The organism is Nonomuraea sp. NPDC049400 (assembly GCF_044466425.1).
Lineage (GTDB): Bacteria > Actinomycetota > Actinomycetes > Streptosporangiales > Streptosporangiaceae > Nonomuraea.
Map to the genome: position 1 here is coordinate 152,977 of NZ_JBITMP010000012.1, position 22,965 is coordinate 175,941.

Annotated in this window: 22 protein-coding genes; 9 read left to right on the forward strand and 13 right to left on the reverse strand. The window is 70.9% G+C overall.

Features of this window, described 5'->3' with window-relative positions; all coding sequences use genetic code 11:
- Nucleotides 1-66: 66 nt before the first annotated feature.
- On the reverse strand, nt 67-429 hold the full coding sequence (locus tag ACIBVN_RS20900; RefSeq protein ID WP_397138667.1) for a signal peptidase I: 363 nt from the start codon (nt 427-429) through the stop codon (nt 67-69).
- Between the two features lie 62 nt (nt 430-491).
- Here ACIBVN_RS20900 and ACIBVN_RS20905 point away from each other — a divergent pair, with 62 nt between their 5' ends.
- The 3 genes from ACIBVN_RS20905 to ACIBVN_RS20915 all read left to right on the forward strand — a co-directional run bounded on the left by ACIBVN_RS20905 (nt 492) and on the right by ACIBVN_RS20915 (nt 3,428).
- The gene (locus tag ACIBVN_RS20905; RefSeq protein WP_397138669.1) at nt 492-1,211 is read left to right on the forward strand and encodes a class I SAM-dependent methyltransferase; all 720 of its coding nucleotides are present in this window, start codon (nt 492-494) and stop codon (nt 1,209-1,211) included.
- A gap of 70 nt (nt 1,212-1,281) precedes the next feature.
- Nucleotides 1,282-2,496: an adenylyl-sulfate kinase gene (cysC, locus tag ACIBVN_RS20910; RefSeq protein ID WP_397138671.1), complete on the forward strand. Its 1,215-nt coding sequence runs from the start codon at nt 1,282-1,284 to the stop codon at nt 2,494-2,496.
- Nucleotides 2,493-3,428 carry a sulfite exporter TauE/SafE family protein gene (locus ACIBVN_RS20915; protein ID WP_397138673.1) on the forward strand — a complete coding sequence of 312 codons (936 nt, stop codon included), beginning with the start codon at nt 2,493-2,495 and terminating at the stop codon, nt 3,426-3,428. The genes cysC and ACIBVN_RS20915 overlap by 4 nt, the downstream gene beginning before the upstream one ends.
- Here the strand turns inward: ACIBVN_RS20915 and ACIBVN_RS20920 are convergent, their stop codons facing one another.
- Nucleotides 3,429-4,502, reverse strand: a complete 1,074-nt coding sequence (locus ACIBVN_RS20920) for a glycoside hydrolase family 26 protein (RefSeq protein WP_397138675.1) — start codon at nt 4,500-4,502, stop codon at nt 3,429-3,431.
- A gap of 259 nt (nt 4,503-4,761) precedes the next feature.
- On the opposite strand from ACIBVN_RS20920, the gene ACIBVN_RS20925 reads away from it, so the two are divergent.
- The 6 genes from ACIBVN_RS20925 to ACIBVN_RS20950 are packed head-to-tail and all read left to right on the forward strand — an operon-like array spanning nt 4,762 to nt 11,307.
- Nucleotides 4,762-6,042 carry a Wzz/FepE/Etk N-terminal domain-containing protein gene (locus ACIBVN_RS20925; protein WP_397138677.1) on the forward strand — a complete coding sequence of 427 codons (1,281 nt, stop codon included), beginning with the start codon at nt 4,762-4,764 and terminating at the stop codon, nt 6,040-6,042.
- A gap of 8 nt (nt 6,043-6,050) precedes the next feature.
- Nucleotides 6,051-7,319, forward strand: a complete 1,269-nt coding sequence (locus tag ACIBVN_RS20930; protein ID WP_397138679.1) for a hypothetical protein — start codon at nt 6,051-6,053, stop codon at nt 7,317-7,319.
- Nucleotides 7,316-8,212, forward strand: coding sequence for a hypothetical protein (locus ACIBVN_RS20935; protein ID WP_397138681.1), 897 nt, complete (start codon nt 7,316-7,318; stop codon nt 8,210-8,212). The genes ACIBVN_RS20930 and ACIBVN_RS20935 overlap by 4 nt, the downstream gene beginning before the upstream one ends.
- Nucleotides 8,209-9,063 carry a sulfotransferase family protein gene (locus tag ACIBVN_RS20940; RefSeq protein ID WP_397138683.1) on the forward strand — a complete coding sequence of 285 codons (855 nt, stop codon included), beginning with the start codon at nt 8,209-8,211 and terminating at the stop codon, nt 9,061-9,063. The genes ACIBVN_RS20935 and ACIBVN_RS20940 overlap by 4 nt, the downstream gene beginning before the upstream one ends.
- Nucleotides 9,060-10,397, forward strand: coding sequence for a lipopolysaccharide biosynthesis protein (locus ACIBVN_RS20945; RefSeq protein ID WP_397138685.1), 1,338 nt, complete (start codon nt 9,060-9,062; stop codon nt 10,395-10,397). The genes ACIBVN_RS20940 and ACIBVN_RS20945 overlap by 4 nt, the downstream gene beginning before the upstream one ends.
- 16 nt (nt 10,398-10,413) lie before the next feature.
- Entirely contained in the window at nt 10,414-11,307 is an 894-nt protein-coding gene (locus tag ACIBVN_RS20950) for a sulfotransferase (protein WP_397138687.1), read from the forward strand.
- Here ACIBVN_RS20950 and ACIBVN_RS20955 read toward each other — a convergent pair.
- The 11 genes from ACIBVN_RS20955 to glmU form a co-directional block, all read right to left on the reverse strand.
- Nucleotides 11,297-12,217 (reverse strand): WecB/TagA/CpsF family glycosyltransferase, encoded by a 921-nt coding sequence (locus ACIBVN_RS20955; RefSeq protein WP_397138689.1) that lies wholly within the window; start codon nt 12,215-12,217, stop codon nt 11,297-11,299. The genes ACIBVN_RS20950 and ACIBVN_RS20955 overlap by 11 nt on opposite strands.
- A gap of 272 nt (nt 12,218-12,489) precedes the next feature.
- The gene (locus tag ACIBVN_RS20960; RefSeq protein ID WP_397138691.1) at nt 12,490-13,377 is read right to left on the reverse strand and encodes a glycosyltransferase family 2 protein; all 888 of its coding nucleotides are present in this window, start codon (nt 13,375-13,377) and stop codon (nt 12,490-12,492) included.
- A complete protein-coding gene (locus tag ACIBVN_RS20965; protein ID WP_397138693.1) occupies nt 13,374-14,270 on the reverse strand; it encodes a sulfotransferase in 897 nt (298 codons plus the stop codon). The genes ACIBVN_RS20960 and ACIBVN_RS20965 overlap by 4 nt, the downstream gene beginning before the upstream one ends.
- Nucleotides 14,271-14,359: 89 nt before the next feature.
- Nucleotides 14,360-15,622, reverse strand: coding sequence for a sulfate adenylyltransferase subunit CysN (gene cysN, locus ACIBVN_RS20970; RefSeq protein WP_397138695.1), 1,263 nt, complete (start codon nt 15,620-15,622; stop codon nt 14,360-14,362).
- The gene (gene cysD / locus ACIBVN_RS20975) at nt 15,622-16,536 is read right to left on the reverse strand and encodes a sulfate adenylyltransferase subunit CysD (protein ID WP_397138697.1); all 915 of its coding nucleotides are present in this window, start codon (nt 16,534-16,536) and stop codon (nt 15,622-15,624) included. The genes cysN and cysD overlap by 1 nt, the downstream gene beginning before the upstream one ends.
- Nucleotides 16,537-16,555: 19 nt before the next feature.
- Nucleotides 16,556-17,320, reverse strand: a complete 765-nt coding sequence (locus ACIBVN_RS20980; RefSeq protein ID WP_397138699.1) for a 3'(2'),5'-bisphosphate nucleotidase CysQ — start codon at nt 17,318-17,320, stop codon at nt 16,556-16,558.
- The gene (locus ACIBVN_RS20985; protein WP_397138701.1) at nt 17,320-18,759 is read right to left on the reverse strand and encodes a sugar transferase; all 1,440 of its coding nucleotides are present in this window, start codon (nt 18,757-18,759) and stop codon (nt 17,320-17,322) included. The genes ACIBVN_RS20980 and ACIBVN_RS20985 overlap by 1 nt, the downstream gene beginning before the upstream one ends.
- 264 nt (nt 18,760-19,023) lie before the next feature.
- The gene (pth, locus tag ACIBVN_RS20990; protein WP_397138703.1) at nt 19,024-19,608 is read right to left on the reverse strand and encodes an aminoacyl-tRNA hydrolase; all 585 of its coding nucleotides are present in this window, start codon (nt 19,606-19,608) and stop codon (nt 19,024-19,026) included.
- A gap of 64 nt (nt 19,609-19,672) precedes the next feature.
- Nucleotides 19,673-20,287 (reverse strand): 50S ribosomal protein L25/general stress protein Ctc, encoded by a 615-nt coding sequence (locus tag ACIBVN_RS20995; protein WP_397138705.1) that lies wholly within the window; start codon nt 20,285-20,287, stop codon nt 19,673-19,675.
- 166 nt (nt 20,288-20,453) lie between these two features.
- Nucleotides 20,454-21,431: a ribose-phosphate diphosphokinase gene (locus ACIBVN_RS21000; protein ID WP_397138707.1), complete on the reverse strand. Its 978-nt coding sequence runs from the start codon at nt 21,429-21,431 to the stop codon at nt 20,454-20,456.
- Nucleotides 21,432-21,495: 64 nt separating this feature from the next.
- Nucleotides 21,496-22,947, reverse strand: coding sequence for a bifunctional UDP-N-acetylglucosamine diphosphorylase/glucosamine-1-phosphate N-acetyltransferase GlmU (gene glmU, locus ACIBVN_RS21005; protein ID WP_397138709.1), 1,452 nt, complete (start codon nt 22,945-22,947; stop codon nt 21,496-21,498).
- Nucleotides 22,948-22,965 lie beyond the last annotated feature (18 nt).

Consider the following 22,965-nt stretch of genomic DNA (forward strand, 5'->3'; position numbering starts at 1 on the left):
CAACACGACTACCCCCGGCCGAGTCAGGTCGCGGGGGTCCTCTCCAAGGGTACTCGCCGGCGCCCCTTAACCGATCCGATAACCAGGCACGGAGGGCCAGCGCACGGTGAGCACGGTCGAGGCCTCCTCCGCGCGCCACGAATGGTCGACGCCCTTCCCCCAGACCACGTAGTCACCGGGCTCGGACAGAAGCACGCTGCGGCCCGGCAGCTCCACCCGGAACCTGCCGCTGATCAGCACCAGCAGGGCGGTGCGCGCCTCGCCCCTGACCCACTCCGCCCGCTCGTCGCCCGGCGGGTGCACGCCCCACTTGATCTCCACCTCTTCGCTGTGTCTTGGATCTCCGAGGGGTTTGAAATGGCCCAGGAGCCAGCCCCGGTCCGCGGCCGCGTCGACACCGGCGTTCCCCACATAGACCTCATCGCTCACGTGCCAGGACGCTAGCAGGGAAATGCCTTACTGATTCGGATCGATTGATTACTGTAGGTGACATGTCTGAGGTGCGATCGATCGCCCAAAGAGGCGATCTCTTCGGTCAGCGGGTCCGCGAGCACTGGGCCGGCCTGCTCGGCAGGCGGCTCGACGTGCTCGTCGCCGGTTGCGCGCACGACGAGCCGCTCGTCCTGGAGCGGATCGAGACGAGGGTCACCGGGGTCGACGAGGACCACCCCTCGATCAGGGCCGTGCTGGGCGAGCGTGCCGACCTGGTGTCGTGGTCGCTGGGCGACCTGCGCTCCGTGCCGCTGCCGCCCAGGTCGTACGACGTGATCCAGGTGTCGTTCCTGCTGGAGCGCGTCAGGCACGCGGAGCTCGTGTTCGACCGGCTGCTGCAGTCGCTGCGCCCAGGCGGCCTGGTGCTGCTGCGCATGCGCGACCGCAGGTCCGCCTACGGCCTGCTAGACCGGATCACGCCGTCGTGGCTGCGCCGCCCGCTGTGGCGCCTGTGCGTCGCACCCGGCACGCCGGGCCCGTTCCCGGCCGTGTACGAGCCGCTGGCCTCGAGCGACGGCATGCACGCGTTCTGCCTCAGCCGCGGCCTCATGATCACCGAGGACCAGCGGAACACCAGCGGTCCCGCACGCAGGCGCAAGATCGCCGGCGCCGCGGCCGCCGCGGTCGCCAAGCTGACCAACGGCCGCTACCCGGCCACCCACGACGAGATCACCATGGTGATCAGGAAGCCTCAGCATCACTTCGCCCGGCTCCTCTAGCGACACACTTGCATCAATCGGTAGACTCCTTCCCTACCAATTCAATCGGAATAGTTGGGATGTTGGAGACGTGGAGTGGACCCCCGACACGCGTGAGCTGGCCGATCTCGAGCTGCTGCTGTCCGGCGCGTTCGAGCCGCTGACCGGGTTCCTCGGCCACGACGACCTCCACGCGGTGCACGAGCAGGGCACGCTCGCCGACGGCACCCCGTGGCCCGCGCCCGTCACGCTCCACCTGCCCGCCGACGTCTCGCCCGGCGACGAGGTCACGCTGCTCGACCCGGAGGGCCTGCCGCTGGCCGCGCTCACGGTGAGCGCCCGCGAGCCCGACGGGCTGACCTCCGGCCCCGTCAAGGGCCTCGGCGCGCCCGAGCACGGCCCGTTCGCGCGCCTGCGGCGCACTCCGGCCGAGGTCAAGGCCGAGCTCGGCGACCGTCCCGCGCTCGCCGTCACCATGCGGGGCCCTCTCGACGACCTCTCCGAGATCGTCGCCACCGCGAAGGAGCTCGACGCGGTGATCATGCTGCTCCCGCTCTCGTACGGCGAGCCTGGCCCCGCGGTCGTACGCGCCGCGCTCCGCGCCAAGGAGAAGCTGCCCGAGGACACGATCGTCGTCTCCGTGCCCCTGGCGCCCCGCGACGAGCCCGAGATCGACCTGGAGCTGCGCGAGCACGTCGCCACCGCCTACGGCGCCACCGAGCACCTGGCGGGGCCCGACCCCGTGCACATCCCCGGTCCCCCGCACCGCCGGGGCCTCGTGGTCTTCTTCACCGGCCTGTCCGGCTCCGGCAAGTCCACGATCGCCCGCGGCCTGCGTGACGCGCTGCTGGAGCTCGGCACCCGCACGGTGACCTACCTCGACGGCGACGTCGTACGCCACCTGTTGTCCAAGGGCCTGACGTTCTCCAAGGCCGACCGCGACCTGAACATCCGCCGCATCGGCTTCGTCGCCGCCGAGGCCGCCCGCCACGGCGGCCTGGCCATCTGCGCGCCCATCGCCCCCTACGCGGCCACCCGCGAGGAGGTGCGCGAGATGGTCGAGTCGGTCGGGGCGGACTTCCTGCTCGTGCACGTCGCGACGCCGCTGGAGGAGTGCGAGCGGCGCGACCGCAAGGGCCTGTACGCCAAGGCCCGCGCCGGGCTCATCCCCGAGTTCACCGGCATCTCCGATCCCTACGAGGAGCCGGACGACGCCGACCTGGTGATCGACACCACGCACATCTCGATCGACACGGCCGTCTCCCAAGTGCTGGGGGCCCTGAAGTCCGGAGGATGGGTTCGTTGATCGATTTTGCCTTGATCGGCGGGTCCTTCCTCGTCGCGATCGTGGTCGGGCTGACCGGGATGGGCGGCGGGGCGCTCATGACGCCGATGATGATGCTGTTCTTCAACGTCCCGCCGCTGGCCGCGGTCTCCAGCGACCTGGTCGCCTCGGCCGTGATGAAGCCGGTCGGCAGCTTCGTGCACCTGCGCCGGGGCACGGTCAACCTGCGCCTGGTCGGCTGGTTGTGCGCGGGCTCGGTGCCGGCTGCCTTCTGCGGGGTGTTCCTGGCCCGCGCGTTCGCGGTCACCGACGCGGTCAAGTACGCGCTCGGCGTGGCGCTCCTGCTGGCCGTGGCGGGCATGGCGCTCAAGAGCTGGCTGGGCGGACGGGGCGGCACGTCGAGCGCGCACGAGATCGTCGTGCGCCCAATTCCGACCCTACTGGTCGGTACGGTAGGCGGATTGGTCGTCGGCGTCTCGTCCGTCGGATCCGGATCGCTGATCATCGTGGCCCTGCTCGCCCTCTACCCGGCGCTCGAGGCCAACCAGCTCGTCGGCACCGACCTCGTACAGGCCGTGCCGCTGGTCGCCTCCGCCGCGCTCGGGCACGTGCTGTTCGGCGACTTCCAGCTGGACCTCACGTTGTCGCTGCTCATCGGCTCGATCCCGGGCGTCTACCTCGGCGCCAGGATCTCCTCGCGCGCCCCCGGCGGCCTGATCAGGGCGCTGCTGGCCATCGTCCTGCTGGCCTCCGCACTCAAGCTCCTCGACGTGAGCAACACGCTCACCGTCTGGGCTCTCGTGGCTGCCGGCGTGATCACGGTCGTGGGGCGGCGGGTGCGAGGGAGCGCCGTTGCCTGGACTGAGGAGCGGCGGGAGCGTAGCGACCAGAGCGACGAGGGAAGGCAACGGCTCCCCAGCGACCGAGCCGCCTCCACGGAGTGGAGGCCATAGTCACGGCCTCGGCACGGGCGTCGAGCGGAAGTAAGGATCTCGAGCCAGTTCGCTGAACGCCCGGCTCGCTCCCGTACCGGTGTCGAAGCTGGTGTTGCCACGCGGCGCGTGCGGCGAGTCGAAGTACAGCAGCGCCTTGATCTGCGGATATCGCTTGATCTGCCGCCGCACCGACTCGAAGAACGCCCGCTTGAACGCCGGGTCCTCCGCCCGCTCGAACACCCCCCACTCGGCCACCATGACCGGCTTGCCGGGGAAGCGCGCCTGCATCCACCGGTAGAACCCCGGCCAGTCCGGATATTCCTTGCGGGTCTTGTTCACCAGGCCCTCGAAGTCCTCCACCCGCCCGTCGGCGTACGGGTCCATGGCCACCCAGTCGACCACGTCGTCACCCGGGTAGAGGTCCTCGAACCACGGCTCCGCCGCCCAGTTGGGCGCCCCCATGTAGGTCATGACCATGACCGCGTTCTTCACGCCCTCGGCCCGGAGCCTGAGCACGACGTGCCGGAACATGGCCGCGTAGTCGGTGGCCTGCATGCCCGAGCCCGACGCGGCGTCCACGTCGTTCTCCGGCTCGTGGTGGAGGGTGAGGAAGAACCGCTCGGGAAAGGTGCGCCTGAGGTATCCGGCCAGCCGGTCGATCCTGGCGTCGAGCGCCCCGTCGGCGATGTCGGCCCAGGTGCGGTCGAGCGACGGCTTCCAGTTGATCATGAGCAGCCGGGGCCTGGCGGGGTCGCGGGCCATCCTGATCTCCGCGTCGGTGGGGAACAGCTCGCTGCCCCGGTGGTAGACGTGCACCACGTCGGCGGAGGTCCCCATGCGCGCCTCCGCGCCGCGGAGGGCGTGTTCCACCTGGGCGCCGGTGAAGACCTCCGGCGCGATGCCCCACCAGGCGCCGCAGGACGGGATGAGCCTGGAGGTCGCCGTACATGACGGCGAGCCCGAGGCGTCCTTGACCGCTACGGGCGCCCGCGTGTTGGAGCCCTCGGCCGTGGAGCAGGCGGCCAGCACCGCGACAACGACCAGAATGACCGCGGCGTTCGTGGTGGTATGAGAAATTCCCCGTAGCTGCAAAGCCTTTCAACCCCCTCGTCGAATGACCCCCGCCTATCAAACCTGAACCTTGCCATGTCATTCCTGGAACTTCAGCCAGTGTGCCGAGTCTCTCCAGCTCACAGCGAACAAGACCGCGCAGAATTTCCGGACATTTCAATTCATAGACGGCTTTACCTTGTGCCCGTACTGGAGAAAATCTTGGGTATTCGGCTTGGCTGATAATCGTCCGCCATATAGTGGGCGCACATCTCGACGCATTTCCAGGAGACCCTCCCCCATGAGCTCCGGCACGGACCTGGACGAGCACCTTTCGCTGCTGCGCAGGCGATGGCTGCTCCTGCTGGGCTGCCTCGTGTTCGGCGGCACGGCCGGCCTCGCGCTCATGCGGCTCACGCCGCCCTCCTACACCGCGACCACGCAGGTGCTGGTCATGCCGGTCGGCGCGCAGGAGCCGGCCAACCAGGTGACCAGCCGCCAGCGCGAGCCGCTCAACCTCGACACCGAGGCCCAGATCGCACAGTCCGCCGTGGTCGCGACGCGGGCGGCCAAGACGCTGGGTGTCGACAGCCCCGAGGCCGCCGAGGTCTCGGTGCCGCCCAACTCGGCGGTGCTGTGGATCTCGGTGACCGCCTCCGACGCCGAGGTCGCGGCAGCCCAGTCCCGCGCGTACGCAGAGGCATACCTCGCCAACCGCCGCGAGAGCACGCTGGCCGCCCTGGGCGAGCAGCAGCGGGCCGTGCTGGCCAAGCTCAAGCAGGTCAACGCGGCCATCGACACGGTGATCAAGCAGCTCGGCGGACTGGCCAAGGGCAGTGCCGAGCACGCGATCGCCGCCCAGCGGCAGAGCGTGCTCAACCGGCAGGCCGCCGGGCTCGCGCTGAAGTACGACGCGCTCAGGACGGTCGCGGTGACCCCCGGCACGGTCATCAGCCAGGCCACGCCGCCCTCCGCGCCCGCCTCCCCCAGCCTGCCGCTCTACCTCGGCACCGGGCTCATGGCCGGGCTGCTGGCCGGCTCGGCCGCCGCCTACGTCCGCGACCGGCTCGACAGGCGGCTGCGCACGGCCGCCGACGTCGGGCGGCTGACCGGCCTGCCCGTGCTGGGCGACCTGTCGAGCCCGCGCGAGCCGGGCGTGGCCCATGAGCTGGCCTGCGCCCTGGTCGCCGCGTGCCCAGGCAAGCGGCTGCTGGTCAAGGCGCTGCCCGCCGGCCTGCGCGACTCGACGCGGGCCGACCCGGTGGCCGTCAGCGTGCCGCTGACGGTGCTCGACGGCTCCGACGTACGCGATCTGGCCAGGGCGGACGCGGCCCTGCTGCTGGTCGGTCTCGGCCGGGCCACCTCCGACCAGGTCACGGCCGCCGTACGCCAGCTGGGCAGGCATGACGTGCCGATCATCGGCGTGGTGACGGCGACCGACGCGCTGCCGTTGTTCGTGCCCCTGCTCGAGCCGCGCACGCACACCCCGCTCGGCAAGCTGGTCGCGACCGGTGAGCTGGAGGTGGCCGAGACCACGCCCATGCAGGCGATGCACCCGCGGCGCCCCGGCCAGCCGACGTGAGGGGGGCCGTGTGGCCGATCACGGCGCTGCTCGTCGGCTATCCGGTGTGGTGGGCGCTGGGGTTCGGCGGGCTGTCGGTGATCGTGCTGGCGGTGCCGATGGCGATGGTGCTGTGGCGGCGCCGGCCGATCAGGGTGCCGCGCGGGTTCGGGCTGTGGCTGCTGCTGCTCGCCGGCTACCTGGTGAGCGGCCTGATGCTGACGGAGATGCCGCCGGACACGTACGGCGACTTCGGTCCTGGCCGGCTGATCGGCTACGTCATGCGGCTGGCGCTCTACGTGGCCATCCTGATCACGGTGCTCTACCTGGGCAACCTGACCGAGCGCGAGCTGCCGCAGCTGCGCCTGGTGCGGATGCTCGGCGTGCTGTTCGTCACGACGGTCGCGGGCGGGCTGCTCGGCGTGTTCCTTCCCTCGTTCGCGTTCACCTCGCCGATGGAGCTGCTGCTGCCCGACTGGGTGGCCGGCAACTCGTTCGTCCAGAACCTCATCCACCCCACCGCCGCCCAGACGCAGAAGGTGCTGGGTTTCGCCTCGCCGCGGCCGGAGGCCCCCTACGAGTGGGCCAACGCGTGGGGCAGCAACGCGTCGGTGCTGCTGGTGTGGTTCGTGGTCGGCTGGTGGGTGTACGGCGGGCCGCGGCAGAAGGCCTTCGTGGCGGCCGTGCTCGCCCTGGCCGCGGTCCCCATCGTCTACTCACTCAACCGGGGCCTCTGGATCGGCCTGGGCCTGGCCCTGGTCTACCTGATCGTCCGGGTCGGAGGCCGCACCAGGATGGCGCTCTGCGGGGCGGCGGCGGTGGCGGCGACGGTGTTCGCGCTGAGCCCGCTCGCGTCGCTGTTCGCGCAGCGGCTGGACAAGCCGCACTCGAACGACATCAGGGCCTTCACCGTGTCGGCCACCGTCGCGGCCGCCGCGCACTCGCCGATCATCGGCTACGGCAACACGCGCAACGCCATGGGCAACCATCGCACGATCACCACGGGCAGGACCCAGTGGTGCGAGGGCTGCGGCCACCCGCCGCTGGGCAGCGACGGACAGCTCTGGCTGCTGATGATCACGCAAGGGTTCACCGGGGCGGCGCTCTACGTGGCGTTCTTCGTGGGCGCGATCCGGCGCCACTGGGGTGACCGCAGTCCCATCGGGCTGGCCGGGGTGCTGGTGATGGGGCTGGTGCTGCTCTACATGTTCATCTACGACGGGCTGGTGACGCCGCTCAGCCTGTATCTCATCTCGTTCGCCCTGCTGTGGCGCAACCATCTGGGAGACCTCTCGTGAACGACGCCGCCATCCGGCTCGGCTATCTCGCGGAGACCGTGCGGCTGCTGTATCCGGGGCCGGGATCGCCCCGGCCGTACACCGTGCTGCCGCACGCCGCCGTGCCCCGGCGGCTGGTGCCGCGCCGCTGGTGGCATCCGTGGTCCTCGGTCATGGTGCCGGGTGAGGGGTCCATCGCCGCCTACCTGAGCGAGGTCTTCGGGCGGCCCGTCGAGACCGTCCTGCACGTGCGCCCGGCGCTGCGGGCCAACCGCAAGCCCATCCTGGAGGCCCGTTCGGGCGGGCGGCGCCTGGCGTTCGTGAAGGTCGGCGACAGCGCGCGGGCGCGCTCGCTGATCACCGCGGAGGCGGCGGCACTGCACCGGCTGGCCGGGCTCTCGCCGGCCACGTTCGCCGCGCCGGAGGTGCTCCATCACGGCGTCTGGCGCGGGCTGGCGGTGCTGGCGCTCTCGCCGCTGCCGGTGCGGCGCGGCCGGGTGCCCCGTCCGCTGTTGATCGAGGCGGTCAAGGAGATCGCGGGCACCGGAGGCCCGTGCGCGGCCTGGCACGGGGACCTCTCGCCCTGGAACATGTGCCCGTCCCCAGACGGGCGGCTGCTGGTGTGGGACTGGGAGCGCTACGAGGTCGGCGTCCCCTACGGCTTCGACCTCGTGCACCACTTCTTCCAGCGGGCGCTGCGCTCGATGGCCCCGCCGGTCGCGGCGCGGGCGTGCGTGGCGCGGGCCGTACGCGAGCTCGCGCCCCTGGGGTTGTCGGCGGCGGTGGCCAGGCAGACCGCGGTGCGTTACCTCATCGCGCTGGCCGACAGGCACGCCGCCGACGGCCACGCGCCGCTCGGCCCGCCGGAGACCTGGCTCAATCCGGCCGTCGACCACGAGGAGCTGCTCACATGAGGGCGATGAAGCAGTCGGTGCTGTCGTTGTCACGCGCTACGGGACGGCTCACGTCGGGGGCGCGGGTGCTGCCGTCGTTCCTGATCGCGGGGGCGCAGCGATCCGGCACTACCTCTCTGTACCGGGCGCTGGCGCAACATCCGCTGCTGCTCAAGCCGGTGCTGCACAAGGGCGTGCACTATTTCGACGTCGGCTACTGGCGTGGACTGCCCTGGTATCAGGGGCACTTTCCGCTGCGGATGAGCGCGGGGCTGGTCGAGCACCGCTACGGCTCGCGGGCGCTGGCCTTCGAGTCGTCCCCCTACTACCTGTTCCATCCGCTGGCCGGCGAGCGGATCGCGGCCGACCTGCCCGGCGTGCGGCTGATCGTGCTGGTCCGGGATCCGGTGGAGCGGGCGTGCTCGGCCCACGCGCACGAGCTGGCCAGGGGGTTCGAGACGGAGTCGCACTTCGAGTCCGCGGTCGAGCTCGAGCCGGCGCGGCTGGCCGGGGCCGAGGAGCTGCTGCGCGGCTCGCCCTTCTCCCTGCACCACTCCCACCAGCACCACGCGTACCTGGCCCGCGGGCGCTACGCCGACCAGCTCGACCGGCTGGAGACGCTGGTCGGGCGCGAGCGGATCCTGGTGCTCGACAGCCACCGCTTCTTCGCCGAGCCGGAGACCGTGTACGACCAGGTGCTGGAGTTCCTCGGCGTGCCGCATCTCGGTTACCCGGTCTTCGAGCGGCACAACGGGCGTCCCTCGCCGCAGCCGGTGCCGCGCGAGCTGGGGCGGGCGCTGCGGGAGCACTTCGAGCCGTACGACGCGCGGCTGGTGCGGTGGCTGGGTGGTGAGCCGTCGTGGCGGCGATGACCGCGAGCCTTCGGCGGGGCGGGATCGCGGGGGTCTCCGGGGCGGCCTTCGGGGCTTTTGCGCAGTTCGTCCTCGTCATGGTCGTGACCAGGGCGTTCCCTCCCTCTGACGCCGGCGTCTTCTTCGCGGCGACCGCGCTGACGCTGATGGCGGCGGGGATCGCCAAGCTGGATGCGGGGAACGGGCTCGTGTACTTCATCGCGCGGGCGAAGACCTACGACTACCTCGGCATTTCCGGATATATCCGGGCGGCCCTGGTGCCCTGCGTGGTGGTCTCCTGCCTGGCGGGGGTGCTGCTGTACCCGCGCCTGGGTCCGGTGGCCGCGGTGCTGCCGGTCATGGTGGTGGGCGATGTGCTGCTGGCCGCCACCCGCGGGTTCGGGGCCATGCGGCCCACGGTGCTCGTGGACGGGGTGCTGGTGCCCTGCTCCCAGCTCGTGCTGGTGGCCGTGATCTGCGCGACGGACGCGGTCTCGTGGTTGCCGGTGGCCTGGGGGGCGCCGTACGTGCCGGCCATGGTGCTGGCCTGGGCCGCGCTGCGTGGACGGGCGCCGCGCACGCCGTACCTGCCTGGCACGGCGCGCGACCTGTGGCGGCACACGGCTCCCCGCTCAGTCGCGGGGGCCATCCAGGCCGTGTTCCAGCGGCTGGACATCGTGATCGTCGCGCTGCTCGCAGGTCCGGCGCAGGCCGCCGTCTACACGGCCGCCACCCGGTTCAAGGTGCTCGGGCAGCTGGCGAACCAGGGGCTGGCGCAGGCCGTACAGGCTCGGCTGGTCACGGCGCTCGCGAACGGGGAGCGCGCCAGGGCCGGGGAGCTGTACCAGGCCGCCACGCTCTGGCTGGTGCTGCTGACGTGGCCGGTGTGGCTGGCGTACGCGGCGCTGGCGCCGTGGCTGCTACGGCTGTTCGGGCCCTCGTACGGGTCCGCGGCGCCCGTGGCGCTGGTGCTGGCGGGCACGATGATGGTGGCCACGGCCTGCGGGATGGTGGACGTGGTGCTGACGGCCGCGGGACACACGGGCACGAGCCTGCTCAACCTGGTGGCGGCGATCATATGCACGGTGGCGCTGGACGTGGCCCTGATCCCCGTCCACGGGGCGTTCGGGGCGGTGCTCGGCTGGTCGGGCGGGATGCTGGTCAAAAACCTCCTCCCGCTGTGGCAGCTCCACCACCGCTACGGCCTCCACCCCTTCGGCCGCCACACCCTGACCGCTCTGCGAGGGAGCGCCGTCGCCTGGACTGAGGAACGCAGGGAGCGAAGCGACCGGAGTGACGGGGGAAGGCGACGGCTCCCCGGCGACCGAGCCGCCTCCACGGAGTGGAGGCCATGAACGCGAAGGCTGTCCTGTGACGGGAGCTCCTGTGCTGGTGACGGGCCTGCCGCGGAGCGGGACGAGCTGGGCGGGCAAGATGCTCGCCGCCGGAGGCGACCTGGTCTACGTCAACGAGCCGCTCAACCCGCAGCACCCGCCGGGCCGCTGCCCCGGGGTGCTCAGGGCCTCAGTGACCCACAGGTTCCAGTACATCTGCGACGACAACGCCGCCGACTGGCTGCCTGCCTTCCGCGACACCGTGGCCCTGCGCTACCGCTGGCTTTCCGAGCTGCGCGCGAACCGCTCCCCGTACGACCTGGCCCGGCTGCTCCGCTACGGCGCCGCCTTCTCCTTCGGCCGGCTGACGCGGCGGCGGGCGCTGCTGGACGACCCGTTCGCGGTGCTGAGCGCCGGCTGGTTCGCCGCTGCTCTCGGGTGCCGGGTGATCGCGCTGCTGCGGGATCCGGTGTCGTTCGTGGCGAGCTGGCAGCGGCTGGGGTGGACGGTCTACTTCCACGAGCTGCTCGAGCAGCCGCTGCTGGTGCGCGACCACCCCGAGCTGCTCGAGCTGCGTGCCCTCGTCGGCTCCCAGGACCGCGTCATGAAGGCGGCCCTGCTGTGGCGGGCGACCCGTACGGTCCTGACCCGCACTCCCGGCATCCTCCTCACCTCGTACGAGTCGCTGGCCGCCGACCCGCTGGGCGGTTTCCGGCGCCTGTACGACTACGCGGGCCTGGCCTGGACGCCTGCCGCGGAGCGCCGCATCGCGCGGGCCTGCACGGGGCCGTCCAGGGGTGGGACGGGGTTCGCCTGGTCGGGCCTGTCACGCACGGCCTTCCGGCCCATGGACTCCCGCCGGGCGCTGGACGACGCGGCCCGGGGGCTCAGCTCCTCGGATGTCGCCCGCGTACGCGACCTCACGGCCTGACCCGGCGGGCCAGGCAGGCGGCCAGCAGCCGTGCCGCGAACGGCAGGTCGTCCACCAGATAGCGGCGCGCCAGCCGCCCCGGCTCGCAGAGCAGCCGGAACGCCCATTCCAGCCCTGTCCTGCGCATCCATCCCGGCGCCCTGGAGACCGTCCCTGCGGCGAACGCGATCGCCGCCCCGCAGCCCAGGAACCACGCCTCCGGCAGTTCCTCCCTCAGGTCGGCGATGAGCCGGTCCTGCCGGGGGAAACCCAGCCCGACGAACACCAGCCGCGGCCGCGCGGCCACCACCTTCCGCCGGACCCTCGCGCTGCCCTCGGGGGTGGCGTCGAAGTGGCAGGGCGGCGCGTGTACCCCGCAGACCTTCAGGCGCGGGTGGCAACTCGTGAGCTCGTCCGCGGCCTTCCGCGCCACGCCCGGGGGGCCGCCGAGCAGGTAGACGGGCCAGCCGCGGCGGGCGGCGAGCTTGCTGAGCGACCAGATGAGGTCCGCGCCCGTGACCCGCTCGGGCACCGGGGTGCCGAGCAATCTGGCGGCCCACACCAGGGGCATCCCGTCGCTCACCACCAGCTCGGCGGTGCACACCAGCTCTTTGAGCGCGGGGTCCTTGGCGGCTGCCTGGCAGATGTCGACGTTCGGGGTGACGATCCGCCCGCCCCTCCCGGCCTCCAGCTCGGCCTCCACCCACCGGACCACCTCGTCCTCGGTGAGCGCGTCCACCCCGATCCCGCCCACCTGCACCCGCCGCTCACCCGGGACGGCTGCCCGCACGGGACCGGCGGCGGGCGTCTGAGGACTCGGGTGCTCGTCCGTGTCCGCCGCCTGAGCGCTCGGGCCGGGTCGACGGCCGGTGGCGGCGGCCGTGGGGCGCGCGTGCGGCGAGCGCATCCCGCCGCGCACGGGCAGCGGCACGACGGAGGAAGCCGCCCCTTCGTCGTAAGGCGGCGTATCCGTGAACGGCGCAGGCGATGCGTCCGGGAGCGCCGCGGGCGATGCTTCCCCATGCGCCGCGGACGATGCCTCCGTGAGCAGCGCGCGCGGTGCGCCCGTGAACGGCGCGGGCGGTGCGTCCGTGAGAGGCGTGAGCGATGCGTCCCCACGCGGCGCCTCACCATGCGACGTATCCCCGGGCGTCTCGGGGAGGCGTTGAGTTGGGACGGGTGGCGTGGTGGTTCTGGGCGGAGTCAAATGCCGTGCCCCCTACGGTGAAGGGCGGAAAGGATCGTTGGCGCGGAGACGAGGCCGGCCGCCACCGCCAGGGCGATCGAGGCACGTGGCTCCCCCGGACGGGTCGCCAGGGCGCGAAAAGCCCAGCGGGTGGCCTCGCGGCGGTGGCCGAGTGCCGCGTGGCCGAAGGCCAGCTGACCGTAGACCCGCGCCGCGCCGCGCGGATCCACGGCCAGTTCGGGGTGCCGGGCGAGCATCCAGTCGAGCCCGGCAATGCGGTCCGCCCAGCGGGCGACATAGTGGGACGCGCCCCAGCGAACCCGGACGAGCGGGCGGTCCACATAGGTGATCGGTTGCCGCTTGGCGGCGCGCAGGGCCAGATCCCAGTCCTCGTTCTGGCCGTTGGGCGCGCTCTCGTCGGCCCACAGGGCACCGCGCTCGAACAGGAACGTCGACGAGTGCACCATCACCATCCGCGAGCGGACCAGGTCGTCAGCGGTCACCGTGTCGCGACCGGCCAGGCGGGGCACGCGGCGGCGCTCCCGAACGTGCTCCACCTCGATGCCGCAGCTCGCGAACGCGCCGCCCCGATCACGCAGCGCCCGCACCTGGGCGGCGAGCTTGCCGGGCAGCCACAGGTCATCGTCGTCGCAGAAGGCGACGAGGTCGGCGTCGCAGGCCGCGATGCCGGTGTTCCTGGCGCCCGGGAGGCCGGGGGTGCGCGCGTTCGACACGACCCGGACGGAGGGCGGCACGTCGACGTCCACCGGGGCGACGCCGTCGGCGACCACCACGACAGACAGGCGCCCCGGGTAGTCCTGGGCCAGCGCCGACTCCACCGCCTCGCGCAGTAGCGCCGCCCGGTCGCCTCTGGTCGGGATCACCACACCCACCGAAGGGGTCACGGCGCCTCCCGGTAGCCGTACCGGGCCCTGAGCGGCCACGTGAGCGCGTCGACCACCCGCCGGTCGCCGTCGGGCAGCCCCCTCACCCACGAGTCGTCCCGGCGCAGCTCGACCCGCCCCACGAGGAAGCGCATCGGGTTGCCGGACGCGGTGTGGGAGGGGCCGAGCCAGGCCGTGCGGTCGTCGAGGAATGGCCGGTCCGGCTCCGTCAGGCCGAGGCTGAGCGCCAGCGCGGCGATCGTGGGTCCGGGGGCGGCGAGCAGGTCCTCGTAGCGGACCCTGGTGACGCGGGCCCCGCGCCCGGGCAGGAGCTCGAGAGCGGTGTTCTGGGCGGTCCAGTGGATCGCCGTGCGGGCGGGACCCCACCGGGTCATGGGCCGCCCGTCCTCAGGGCGCTGCACGGTCCTGGCCCAGGAGTGGGCGACGGCGCGCGGGTCCCTGACCACGTGGACGATCCGTACGTCCACCCCGCCGGCGACCAGGCAGCAGGCCAGCGACGCGTGCTTGCTGGAGTCGATCACGACCGGGGCGCCGGCGGCCTCGTACAGGAGCCGGTACGCCTGCACGTACTCGGCCAGCTCCGGGTGCGCGATGCGCGGGATCCTGCGGGTGCGGTCGACCCTGCGCCGCAGCGTCAGGACCCTCCTCACCAGCGCATGGGTCCATCCGCCGAACGCGCGCTCCCCCACCTGCCGCCAGAAGGGACAGGCCGGAAACGGTGTGCCGCACCCGCAGAGCTCCTCCGCGAGCACCCCCCTCTCCCACAGGTGCACTACCTCCCCAAGCGCGACCACGCCGGGCAGCTCGCCCAGGAGCCTCTCGAGCAGTGTTGTGCCACTGCGTCCGAGGCCGCCCAGATAGATGACCCGGGTGGTGGTCGCACGGTCGGTCACGGAGGAGGGCCTTCGCGTCGTGAACACGTAACGCGATGACCCTAGCGCGGAGAGTAATCAGGGGATCGGCGAACCCCGAAAAGATCTACCTACGTGGCGTCGATGACCATGCCGGCGCCGACGGTGCCGTTGGTGGCCTCGTCCACGAGGATGAAGCCGCCGGTGAGCCTGTTACGTGCGTAGTCGTCCACGAACAGCGGCTGCGTGACCCGCAGCGACACCCGCCCGATCTCGTTGAGGCCGAGCGACGTCGCCTCCTCGTCCCTGTGCAGGGTGTTGACGTCGAGCCGGTAGTGCAGGTCTCGCACCAGGGCGCGGGCCGTACGGGTGGTGTGCTTGATCGTCAGCTTGGAGCGCGGCGTCAGCTTGACCCCGTCGGCCATCCAGCAGACCATCGCCTCCAGCTCCTGCGCGGCGCGCGGCTGGTTGTTGGGCCGGGCGATCATGTCGCCGCGCGAGATGTCGAGGTCGTCCTCGAAGCGCAGCGTCACCGACATGGGCGAGAACGCCTCCTCGACCGGCCCGTCGAAGGTGTCGATCGAGGCGATGCGCGTCGTGAGACCCGACGGCAGGTGCACCACCTCGTCGCCGGGCTTCAGCACGCCACCCGCCACCTGGCCCGCGTAGCCGCGGTAGTCGTGGAAGGCGTGCTCGGTGGCCCGCTGCGGGCGGATCACGTACTGGACGGGGAAGCGCACGTCGACCAGGTTGCGGTCGGACGCGATGTGGACGTTCTCCAGGTGGTGCAGGAGCGACGTGCCGAGGTACCAGGGCATGTTCTCGGAGCGCGAGACCACGTTGTCGCCGTTGAGCGCGGAGATCGGGATGAAGGTGAGGTCGGAGACGTTCAGCTTGGACGCGAACGCCGTGAACTCCTCCCTGATCTCCTCGAACCGCTCCTGCGAGTAGTCCACCAAGTCCATCTTGTTGACGGCCAGCACCAGGTGCGGCACTCGCAGCAGCGTGGTCAGGAACGCGTGCCGCCGCGACTGCTCCAGCACGCCCTTGCGCGCGTCGATGAGGATGATGGCCAGGTCTGCCGTGGACGCGCCGGTGACCATGTTCCGGGTGTACTGGATGTGGCCGGGCGTGTCGGCGATGATGAACTTCCGCTTCGGCGTGGCGAAATAGCGGTACGCCACGTCGATCGTGATGCCCTGCTCCCGCTCGGCCCGCAGGCCGTCGGTGAGCAGCGACAGGTCGGTGTATTCGGTGCCCCGGTCACGCGAGGTCCGCTCGACCGCCTCGAGCTGGTCCTCGAAGATCGCCTTGGAGTCGAAGAGCAACCGTCCGATGAGGGTGGACTTGCCGTCATCGACACTTCCCGCTGTGGCAAAGCGAAGAATGTCCATTAGAAGTAGCCTTCCCTCTTCCGGTCCTCCATCGCGGCCTCGGATGAGCGGTCGTCGGCCCTGGTGGCCCCGCGCTCGGTGATCCGGGTGGCCGCGATCTCCTCGATGATCTCCTCGACCGTGGCGGCCGTGGACTGCACGGCGCCCGTGCAGGTCATGTCGCCCACCGTGCGGTAACGCACCACGGCCTCGAACAGCGGCTCGTCGTCGCCGCGCGACACGACGTCGGAGTCGGGCAGCAGCATGCCGTCGCGCTCGAACACCTTGCGGGTGTGGGCGAAGTAGATGGAGGGGATCTCGATGCCCTCACGCCTGATGTAGTCCCAGACGTCGAGCTCGGTCCAGTTGGACAGCGGGAAGACGCGGATGTGCTCGCCCTTGCGGATGCGCGAGTTGTAGAGGTTCCACAGCTCGGGGCGCTGGTTCTTCGGGTCCCACTGGCCGAAGTCGTCGCGGAAGGAGAAGACCCGCTCCTTGGCGCGGGCCTTCTCCTCGTCGCGGCGCGCGCCGCCGAAGACCGCGTCGAACTCGTGCTCCTCGATCGCGTCGAGCAGCGTGGTGGTCTGCAGGCGGTTACGCGAGGCGCGCCGCCCGGTCTCCTCCACCACGCGTCCGGCGTCGATCGACTCCTGCACGCTGGCCACGATCAGCCGCGCGCCCAGCTCGGCGGAGCGGCGGTCGCGGAAGTCGATGACCTCGTCGAAGTTGTGGCCCGTGTCCACATGCATGAGCGGAAAGGGGATCGGCGCCGGCCAGAACGCCTTCTCCGCGATGCGGAGCATGACGATCGAGTCCTTGCCCCCGGAGAAGAGCAGACAGGGACGCTCGAACTCGGCCGCCACTTCGCGCATGATGTGAATGGCCTCGGCCTCGAGCACGTCGAGCTGCGACGTCGTGTAGTCGCGCTGGAGCATGGGAGCTTCCTCCGGCGGTTTAGCGGTGCAGGTCCCGGATCCCGGCCAGCAGCGATGCCGCTAGCTCAGGTAGGGAAACCAGGATATCCGGTAGTGACGGGTCGGCTTGGTTGTAGGTCAGCTCTGAGCCGTCGATGCGGCTCGCGTGAGCCCCGGCGGCCAGGGCCACGGCGACAGGTGCGGCGGAATCCCACTCGTACTGACCCCCGGCGTGTACGTACGCCTCGACGTCGCCGGTGAGCACCGCCGAGATCTTCGCCCCGGCGGACCCGATGGGGACCAGGTCGGCGCCGACGAGGTAGGCCAGCTTCTGCACGAACTCAGGCGGCCGCGTACGGCTCACCGCGATACGGAACCGCCCCCCGTCATAGGAGGGCGGCTTGGGCGCGTCGGCAGTGGTCAACGTACGGCCTTGGGCGGGCAGCGCCACCGCGCCCGCGGTCAGCCTGCCGCCTTCCCACAGCGCCACGTGGACGGCCCAGTCGGACCTGCCCTCCTCCGAGAACTCCCGAGTGCCGTCGAGGGGATCGACGATCCAGACCCGGGACGCGCCGAGCCTGCGCGGGTCGAGCCGCTCCTCGCGCGTGGCCTCCTCCGACAGCACGCTGTCACTCGGCCGGAGCCTGGCCAGCGACTCCATGAGGAAGACGTGGGAGGACCGGTCGCCTTCGGCCCGCAGTGCGGACGGGTCGGCGAAGCCGGTGCGCTCGCGAACCCGCAGCAGCCGCTCGCCCGCCTCGGACGCCAGATCAGCGGCGAGTGCGTGGTCGTCGCGAATCGTCATCAATATGCTCCTTGCCCACGGGCGACGGCCGACCAGGTTTTCCACAGGATCTGGAGGTCGAGCGTGAGGGACCAGTTCTCCACGTAACGCAGGTCGAGACGTACGGATTCCTCCCAAGATAGGTCAGATCTACCACTGACCTGCCACAGTCCGGTCAGCCCGGGCCGCACGAGGAGCCGTCTGCGCACGTCATCACCGTAACGGGCCACCTCGTCGGGCAGTGGAGGACGGGGGCCGACAAGCGACATGTGACCGAGCACGACGTTGATGAGCTGAGGCAGCTCGTCGAGCGAGTGGCGGCGCATGAGCGTGCCCAACGGCGTGACCCGTGGATCGTTCCTGATCTTGAAGAGCACGCCCTCGCGGTCGCTGACCAGAGTGATCTTCTGCTGCTCCGAGCCGCGCCGCATGGTGCGGAACTTCAGGATCGTGAACAGCCTGCCGTCCCTGCCCACCCGGGTCTGCCTGAACAGCGCGGGCCCCGGACTCGTCATGCGTACGGCCACCGCCAGCCCCGCCAGCACGGGCGCGAGCAGCACCAGGAGCACGGCCGCGACGAGCCGGTCGAAGACGTTCTTGACCAGTTGCCTGGCTCCGGCCAGCTCGGGATGCTCCACGTGGAGCAGCGGGAGCCCGGCGACCGGTCTGATCATGGTGCGCGGACCGGCCACGTCCATCAGCGCGGGCGCCACCACCAGCTCGGTGTGGGTGCGCTCCAGCCGCCAGGCCAGCCGCCGCAGCGCGCGGCCGTCCATTTCGGGACAGGCCAGCACGGCCACGGTGTCGGCGGCGAGCTGCTCGACCACGATCGGCACGTCGCTGAGGTCGCCGGCGACGGGCACCCCGCCCACGCGGTCGCCCGGCGTGCCGCCGGGCAGGCAGGCGGCCACGACGTCCATGCCGTGGTGGCGCTCCTTCCGAAAGAGCCGCACCAGCTCCTCGATCGAGGCCGCGTGGCCGACCGCGACGACCTTGCGCATGCACTCCCCTGCCGCCCTGCGGCGGTGCAGGAAGCGGCGCAGGGCGTATCTGAGGGCCAGCGTGAGCAAGGTGACCAGCGGCAGCGCGAGCACGACGTAGCCCCGGGCGACGTCGGTCTTGGTGACATAGGAGCCGATGGCGGTGCCAGCGGTCAGGGCCACACCCGCCTGCACGACCCTCCGGAACTCCTCGGAGCCGACGCCGAGCATGCGCGGCTCGTAGGCCCGGTTGAGCGCCACCGCGCACCCCCACACCACCGGCAGGGCCAGGCTGACCAGCAGGTACGGCAGCACGTACGGCGTGAACCCGCCGAAGCGCACATAGAAGGCGATCCCGGCCCCCGCTCCCGCGCCGCAGAGGTCGGCCAGCACTGCGCGCAACCGGTAGGAGCGGACCCAGGACGGCGTGCGCGGGCCGACCCGCCAGGAGGCCCCATGGCCAGGTCTGACGACGGTCATGAGTCCCTCATCCCGCACACGTGCCTCCAGGTGACCGTTCGTCAACGACGCGGGCCCGACGGCCGGAAGACGGCAGCCCCGACATGGCGAACCACGCCTGATGCGGTTCCGATGACAGACCACGTAGCCGCACCCCGGCCAGGCCGGGTGCGTCGATCCCCGCAACGGTGTCACCGAGCGTAACATACCCGCCACGAAGAGGTATGTGATTCCTCTCGAGTCAGAGACCGTGGCCGCGGAGCGGGTGGAGAGCCGGTGCGGCGATCAGCGCGGAGGGCCAGAAATGTGCAGATCAGCCCGGTGGAAGTCGTTCTGGGTGGCCTCCAGGCCGCGGGTCATCAGCGACTCCACGACGTCGGCCGCCCGGTCCACGAGAAAGGGCAGGTCCTTGCGCTCCATGGTGGCGAAGTCCCTGAGCACGAAGGAGGCGGCGTCCATGCGCCCGGGCGGCCGTCCGATGCCGAAGCGGACGCGCAGGTAGTCGCGGGTGCCGAGGACCTTGGTGATCGACTTGAGCCCGTTGTGGCCGTTGTCGCCGCCGCCGAGCTTGGCCCTGAGGGCGCCGTACGGGACGTCGAGCTCGTCGTGGACGACGATCAGCCGGTCAGGGCCGATCTTGTAGAAGTCGGAGAGCGCCTTGACGGGCCCGCCGGAGAGGTTCATGTAGGTGAGGGGCTTGGCCAGGATGGCGGTGCTGGTCTCGCACACGTCGGCCCTGCTCTTGTGCGCCTTGAACCGCCCGCTTGCCCGGGCGGCGAGCTCGTCGAGCACCATGAAGCCCGCGTTGTGCCTGTTGCCCGCGTATTCGGGCCCGGGATTGCCCAGTCCGGCGATCAGCCAGCGATCCATTTGCACCCCTCACAGCGGAACGGGGCGGCTCGAATCCGGCCACCCCGTTCACGAATCGGACCCGTTACTCGGCGGCCGGGGCCTCTGCGGTCTCGCCCTCGGCGGCGGCCTCGGCGGCCTCCTCGGCCTCCTCCGGCGCCTCGACCGGCTTGGCGCTCACCTGGAGCACGACGGCCTCGGGGTCGGCGGCCAGCGTGGCGCCCTTCGGCAGCGCGAGCTGCGCGGCGGTGATGGCGGTGCCGACCTCCAGGCCCTCGACGTCCACCTCGACGCCGGTCGGGATGTGGGTGGCCTCGGCCTCGACGGCGATGGAGACGAGCTGCTGGTCGAGCAGGCCGTCGGAGTGGACGTCGCCGACCGTGGTGACCGGGATCTCGACGGTGACCTTCTCGCCGCGCTTGACCAGGAGCAGGTCGACGTGCTCGACGAAGCCCTTGATCGGGTCGCGCTGCACGCCCTTGGGCAGCGCCAGTTCGTCGACGCCCTCACCCTTGAGGTGGATCAGCACGTTGGGCGTGCGGAGCGCGAGCAGGACCTCGTGGCCGGGCAGGGTCAGGTGCTTGGGGTCGATGCCGTGCCCGTAGAGAACGGCGGGCACCTTGTCGGCGCGGCGGATCTTGCGAGCGGCGCCCTTGCCGAACGTGGTGCGCGGCTCGGCGGCGATACGTACTTCAGACACGACATCTCCTAGGGATGCTCTGGGGATCGGTGTGTCGGCGCTCTCCCTCACCCGCCCTAGCGGAAGGCGTTACGAGCGCAACCGTGCCAGTCTACAGCGCTGTCTGCCGAGCTCCGCTCGGAAGGCTGTGCTGGATGTCCTCGCTTCGCTGCGGATCCATCACAGCTTAAGACTCCCCCTCGAACAAGCTCGTGACGGAGCCGTCCTGGAAGATCTCGGTGATCGCGCGGGCGATGAGCGGCGCGATCGACAGGACCGTCAGCTTGTCGAACCTGTTGGCCTCCGCCAGCGGCAGCGTGTTGGTGACGATGACCTCGGAGATCCGGGAGTTCTTCAGCCGGTCCACGGCGGGGTCGGAGAAGACCGCGTGGGTCGCGGCGACGATCACGTTGGTGGCGCCCTGATCGTAGAGGGCGTCGGCGGCCTTGCAGATGGTGCCGGCAGTGTCGATCATGTCGTCGATCAGCACACAGGTGCGGCCGCGTACCTTTCCGACGACCTCGCTGACCTTCACCTGGTTGGCCACGTCGAGGTCGCGGCGCTTGTGGATGAACGCCAGCGGCGTGCCGAGCGTGTCGGCCCAGCGCTCCGACAGGCGCACGCGCCCGGTGTCGGGTGAGACGACGGTCGTGTTCTCCAGGTCGAGCTTGTTCTTGAGGTAGCTCTCCAGCACCGGCATGGCGAACAGGTGGTCGACCGGGCCGTCGAAGAAGCCCTGGATCTGCGAGGTGTGCAGGTCGATCGACATGAGCCGGTCGGCGCCCGCGGTCTTGAACAGGTCGGCCATCAGCCTGGCCGTGATCGGCTCGCGGCCGCGGCCCTTCTTGTCCTGACGGGCGTAGCCGAAGAACGGCATGACCACGGTGATGCGCTTGGCGGAGGCCCGCTTCAGCGCGTCGACCATGATGAGCTGTTCCATGATCCACTGGTTGATGGGGGCGGTGTGGCTCTGGATGACGAAGGCGTCACAGCCGCGTACGGACTCCAGATAACGGGCGTAGATCTCGCCGTTGGCGAAGTCGATCAGCTTGGTGGGGGTCAGGGAGACGCCGACGTGCTCGGCGACCTCCTCGGCCAGCTCAGGATAGGCCCGGCCGGAGAAGAGCATGAGGTTCTTCTCGCCCGGTTGTTTGATGCTGGTCACGAGCCCTCCTTCGTCGGTCTCATGACCGGGCTGCTGTGCTTGTTGATGACCTCGGCAAGCTCGGTCATTTCCCACTCTCCTGCTGCTCTTGCTCGGCCAGCGCCCGCTCGGCGGCCGCGGCCGACTTCGTGCCCGCGCGCCTGCGCAAGACCCATTTCTCGATGTTGCGCTGCCTCGCTCGGGCCACCCCGATGGCGCCAGGGGGCACATCGCTGTCGATGACGGAGCCGGCGGCCGTGTAGGCGCCGTCTCCGACGGTCACGGGAGCGACGATCATCGAGTCGCATCCCACGAACGCGCCGTCGCGCACGGTGGAGCGATGCTTGTTGACCCCGTCGTAGTTGACGAACACCACGGCGGCGCCGATGTTGACGTCGTCGCCGATCGTGGCGTCTCCCGCGTAGGACAGGTGCGGCACCTTGGAGCGCTCGCCGACCTTGGTGTTCTTCATCTCGACGAACGTGCCGGCCTTGGACTTGCGGCCGAGCACCGTGCCGGGGCGCAGGTAGGCGTAGGGGCCGACGTTGGCCTCCGGGCCGATCTCCGCGCTGTCACAGACGGCGTTGCGGACTGTCGCCCCCTCGCCGACGCGGGTGTCGGTCAGCGTGGTGGCGGGGCCGACCTCGGCACCGGTCTCGATGACGGTCTCACCGTGGAGCTGGGAGCCGGGGTGGATGACGGTGTCGGGCCCGATCCGCACGCCGACGTCGATCCAGGTGCTGCCGGGGTCGACGATCGTCACCCCGGCGCGCATGTGCTTTTCGAGCAGGCGCTGGTTGAGCACCTTACGGGCGAAGGCGAGCTGCACCCGGTCGTTGACGCCCTCGACCTCGACGAAGTCGCCGGCCACGCAGGCGCCGACCCGGTGGCCGTCGCCACGCAGGATGGCCAGGACGTCGGTGAGGTACTCCTCGCCCTGGGCGTTGTCGCTGGACACGCGCTTGACGGCGTCGGCGAGCAACGAGCCGTCGAAGGCGTAGATGCCGGAGTTCATCTCCTTGATGGCGCGCTGCTCCGGGCTGGCGTCCTTCTCCTCGACGATCTCCAGCACGGCGCCGCTCTCGTCGCGGATGATCCGCCCGTAGCCGGTCGGATCGGGCACATGGGCCGTCAGCACGGTGACCGCGTTGCCGTCGGTCTCGTGCCGTTCGAGCAACTCGGCGAGGGTCTGGGTGCGAAGAAGCGGCACGTCCCCGTACGTGACCAGCACCGTGCCGGAGATCTCGCCGACCTCCTCGAGCACGGTGCGGACCGCGTGGCCGGTGCCACGCTGCTCCCGCTGGACGACGGCGCGCGCGTCGGGACTGGTGGCGGCCAGGTGGCCGCCGACCCGCTCGAGCGCGTGGCCGATGACGACGATCAGCTGCTCGGGACCGAGGTCGCGGGCGGCTGCGAGCATGTGGTCGACCAGCGCACGGCCGCATAGCTCGTGCAGGACCTTGGGGGTCTGGCTCTTCATCCGGGTGCCCTCGCCGGCGGCGAGGACGATGACGGCTGCCGGGCGCGGCACACTCACGGACTGAGGCTCCCTGTG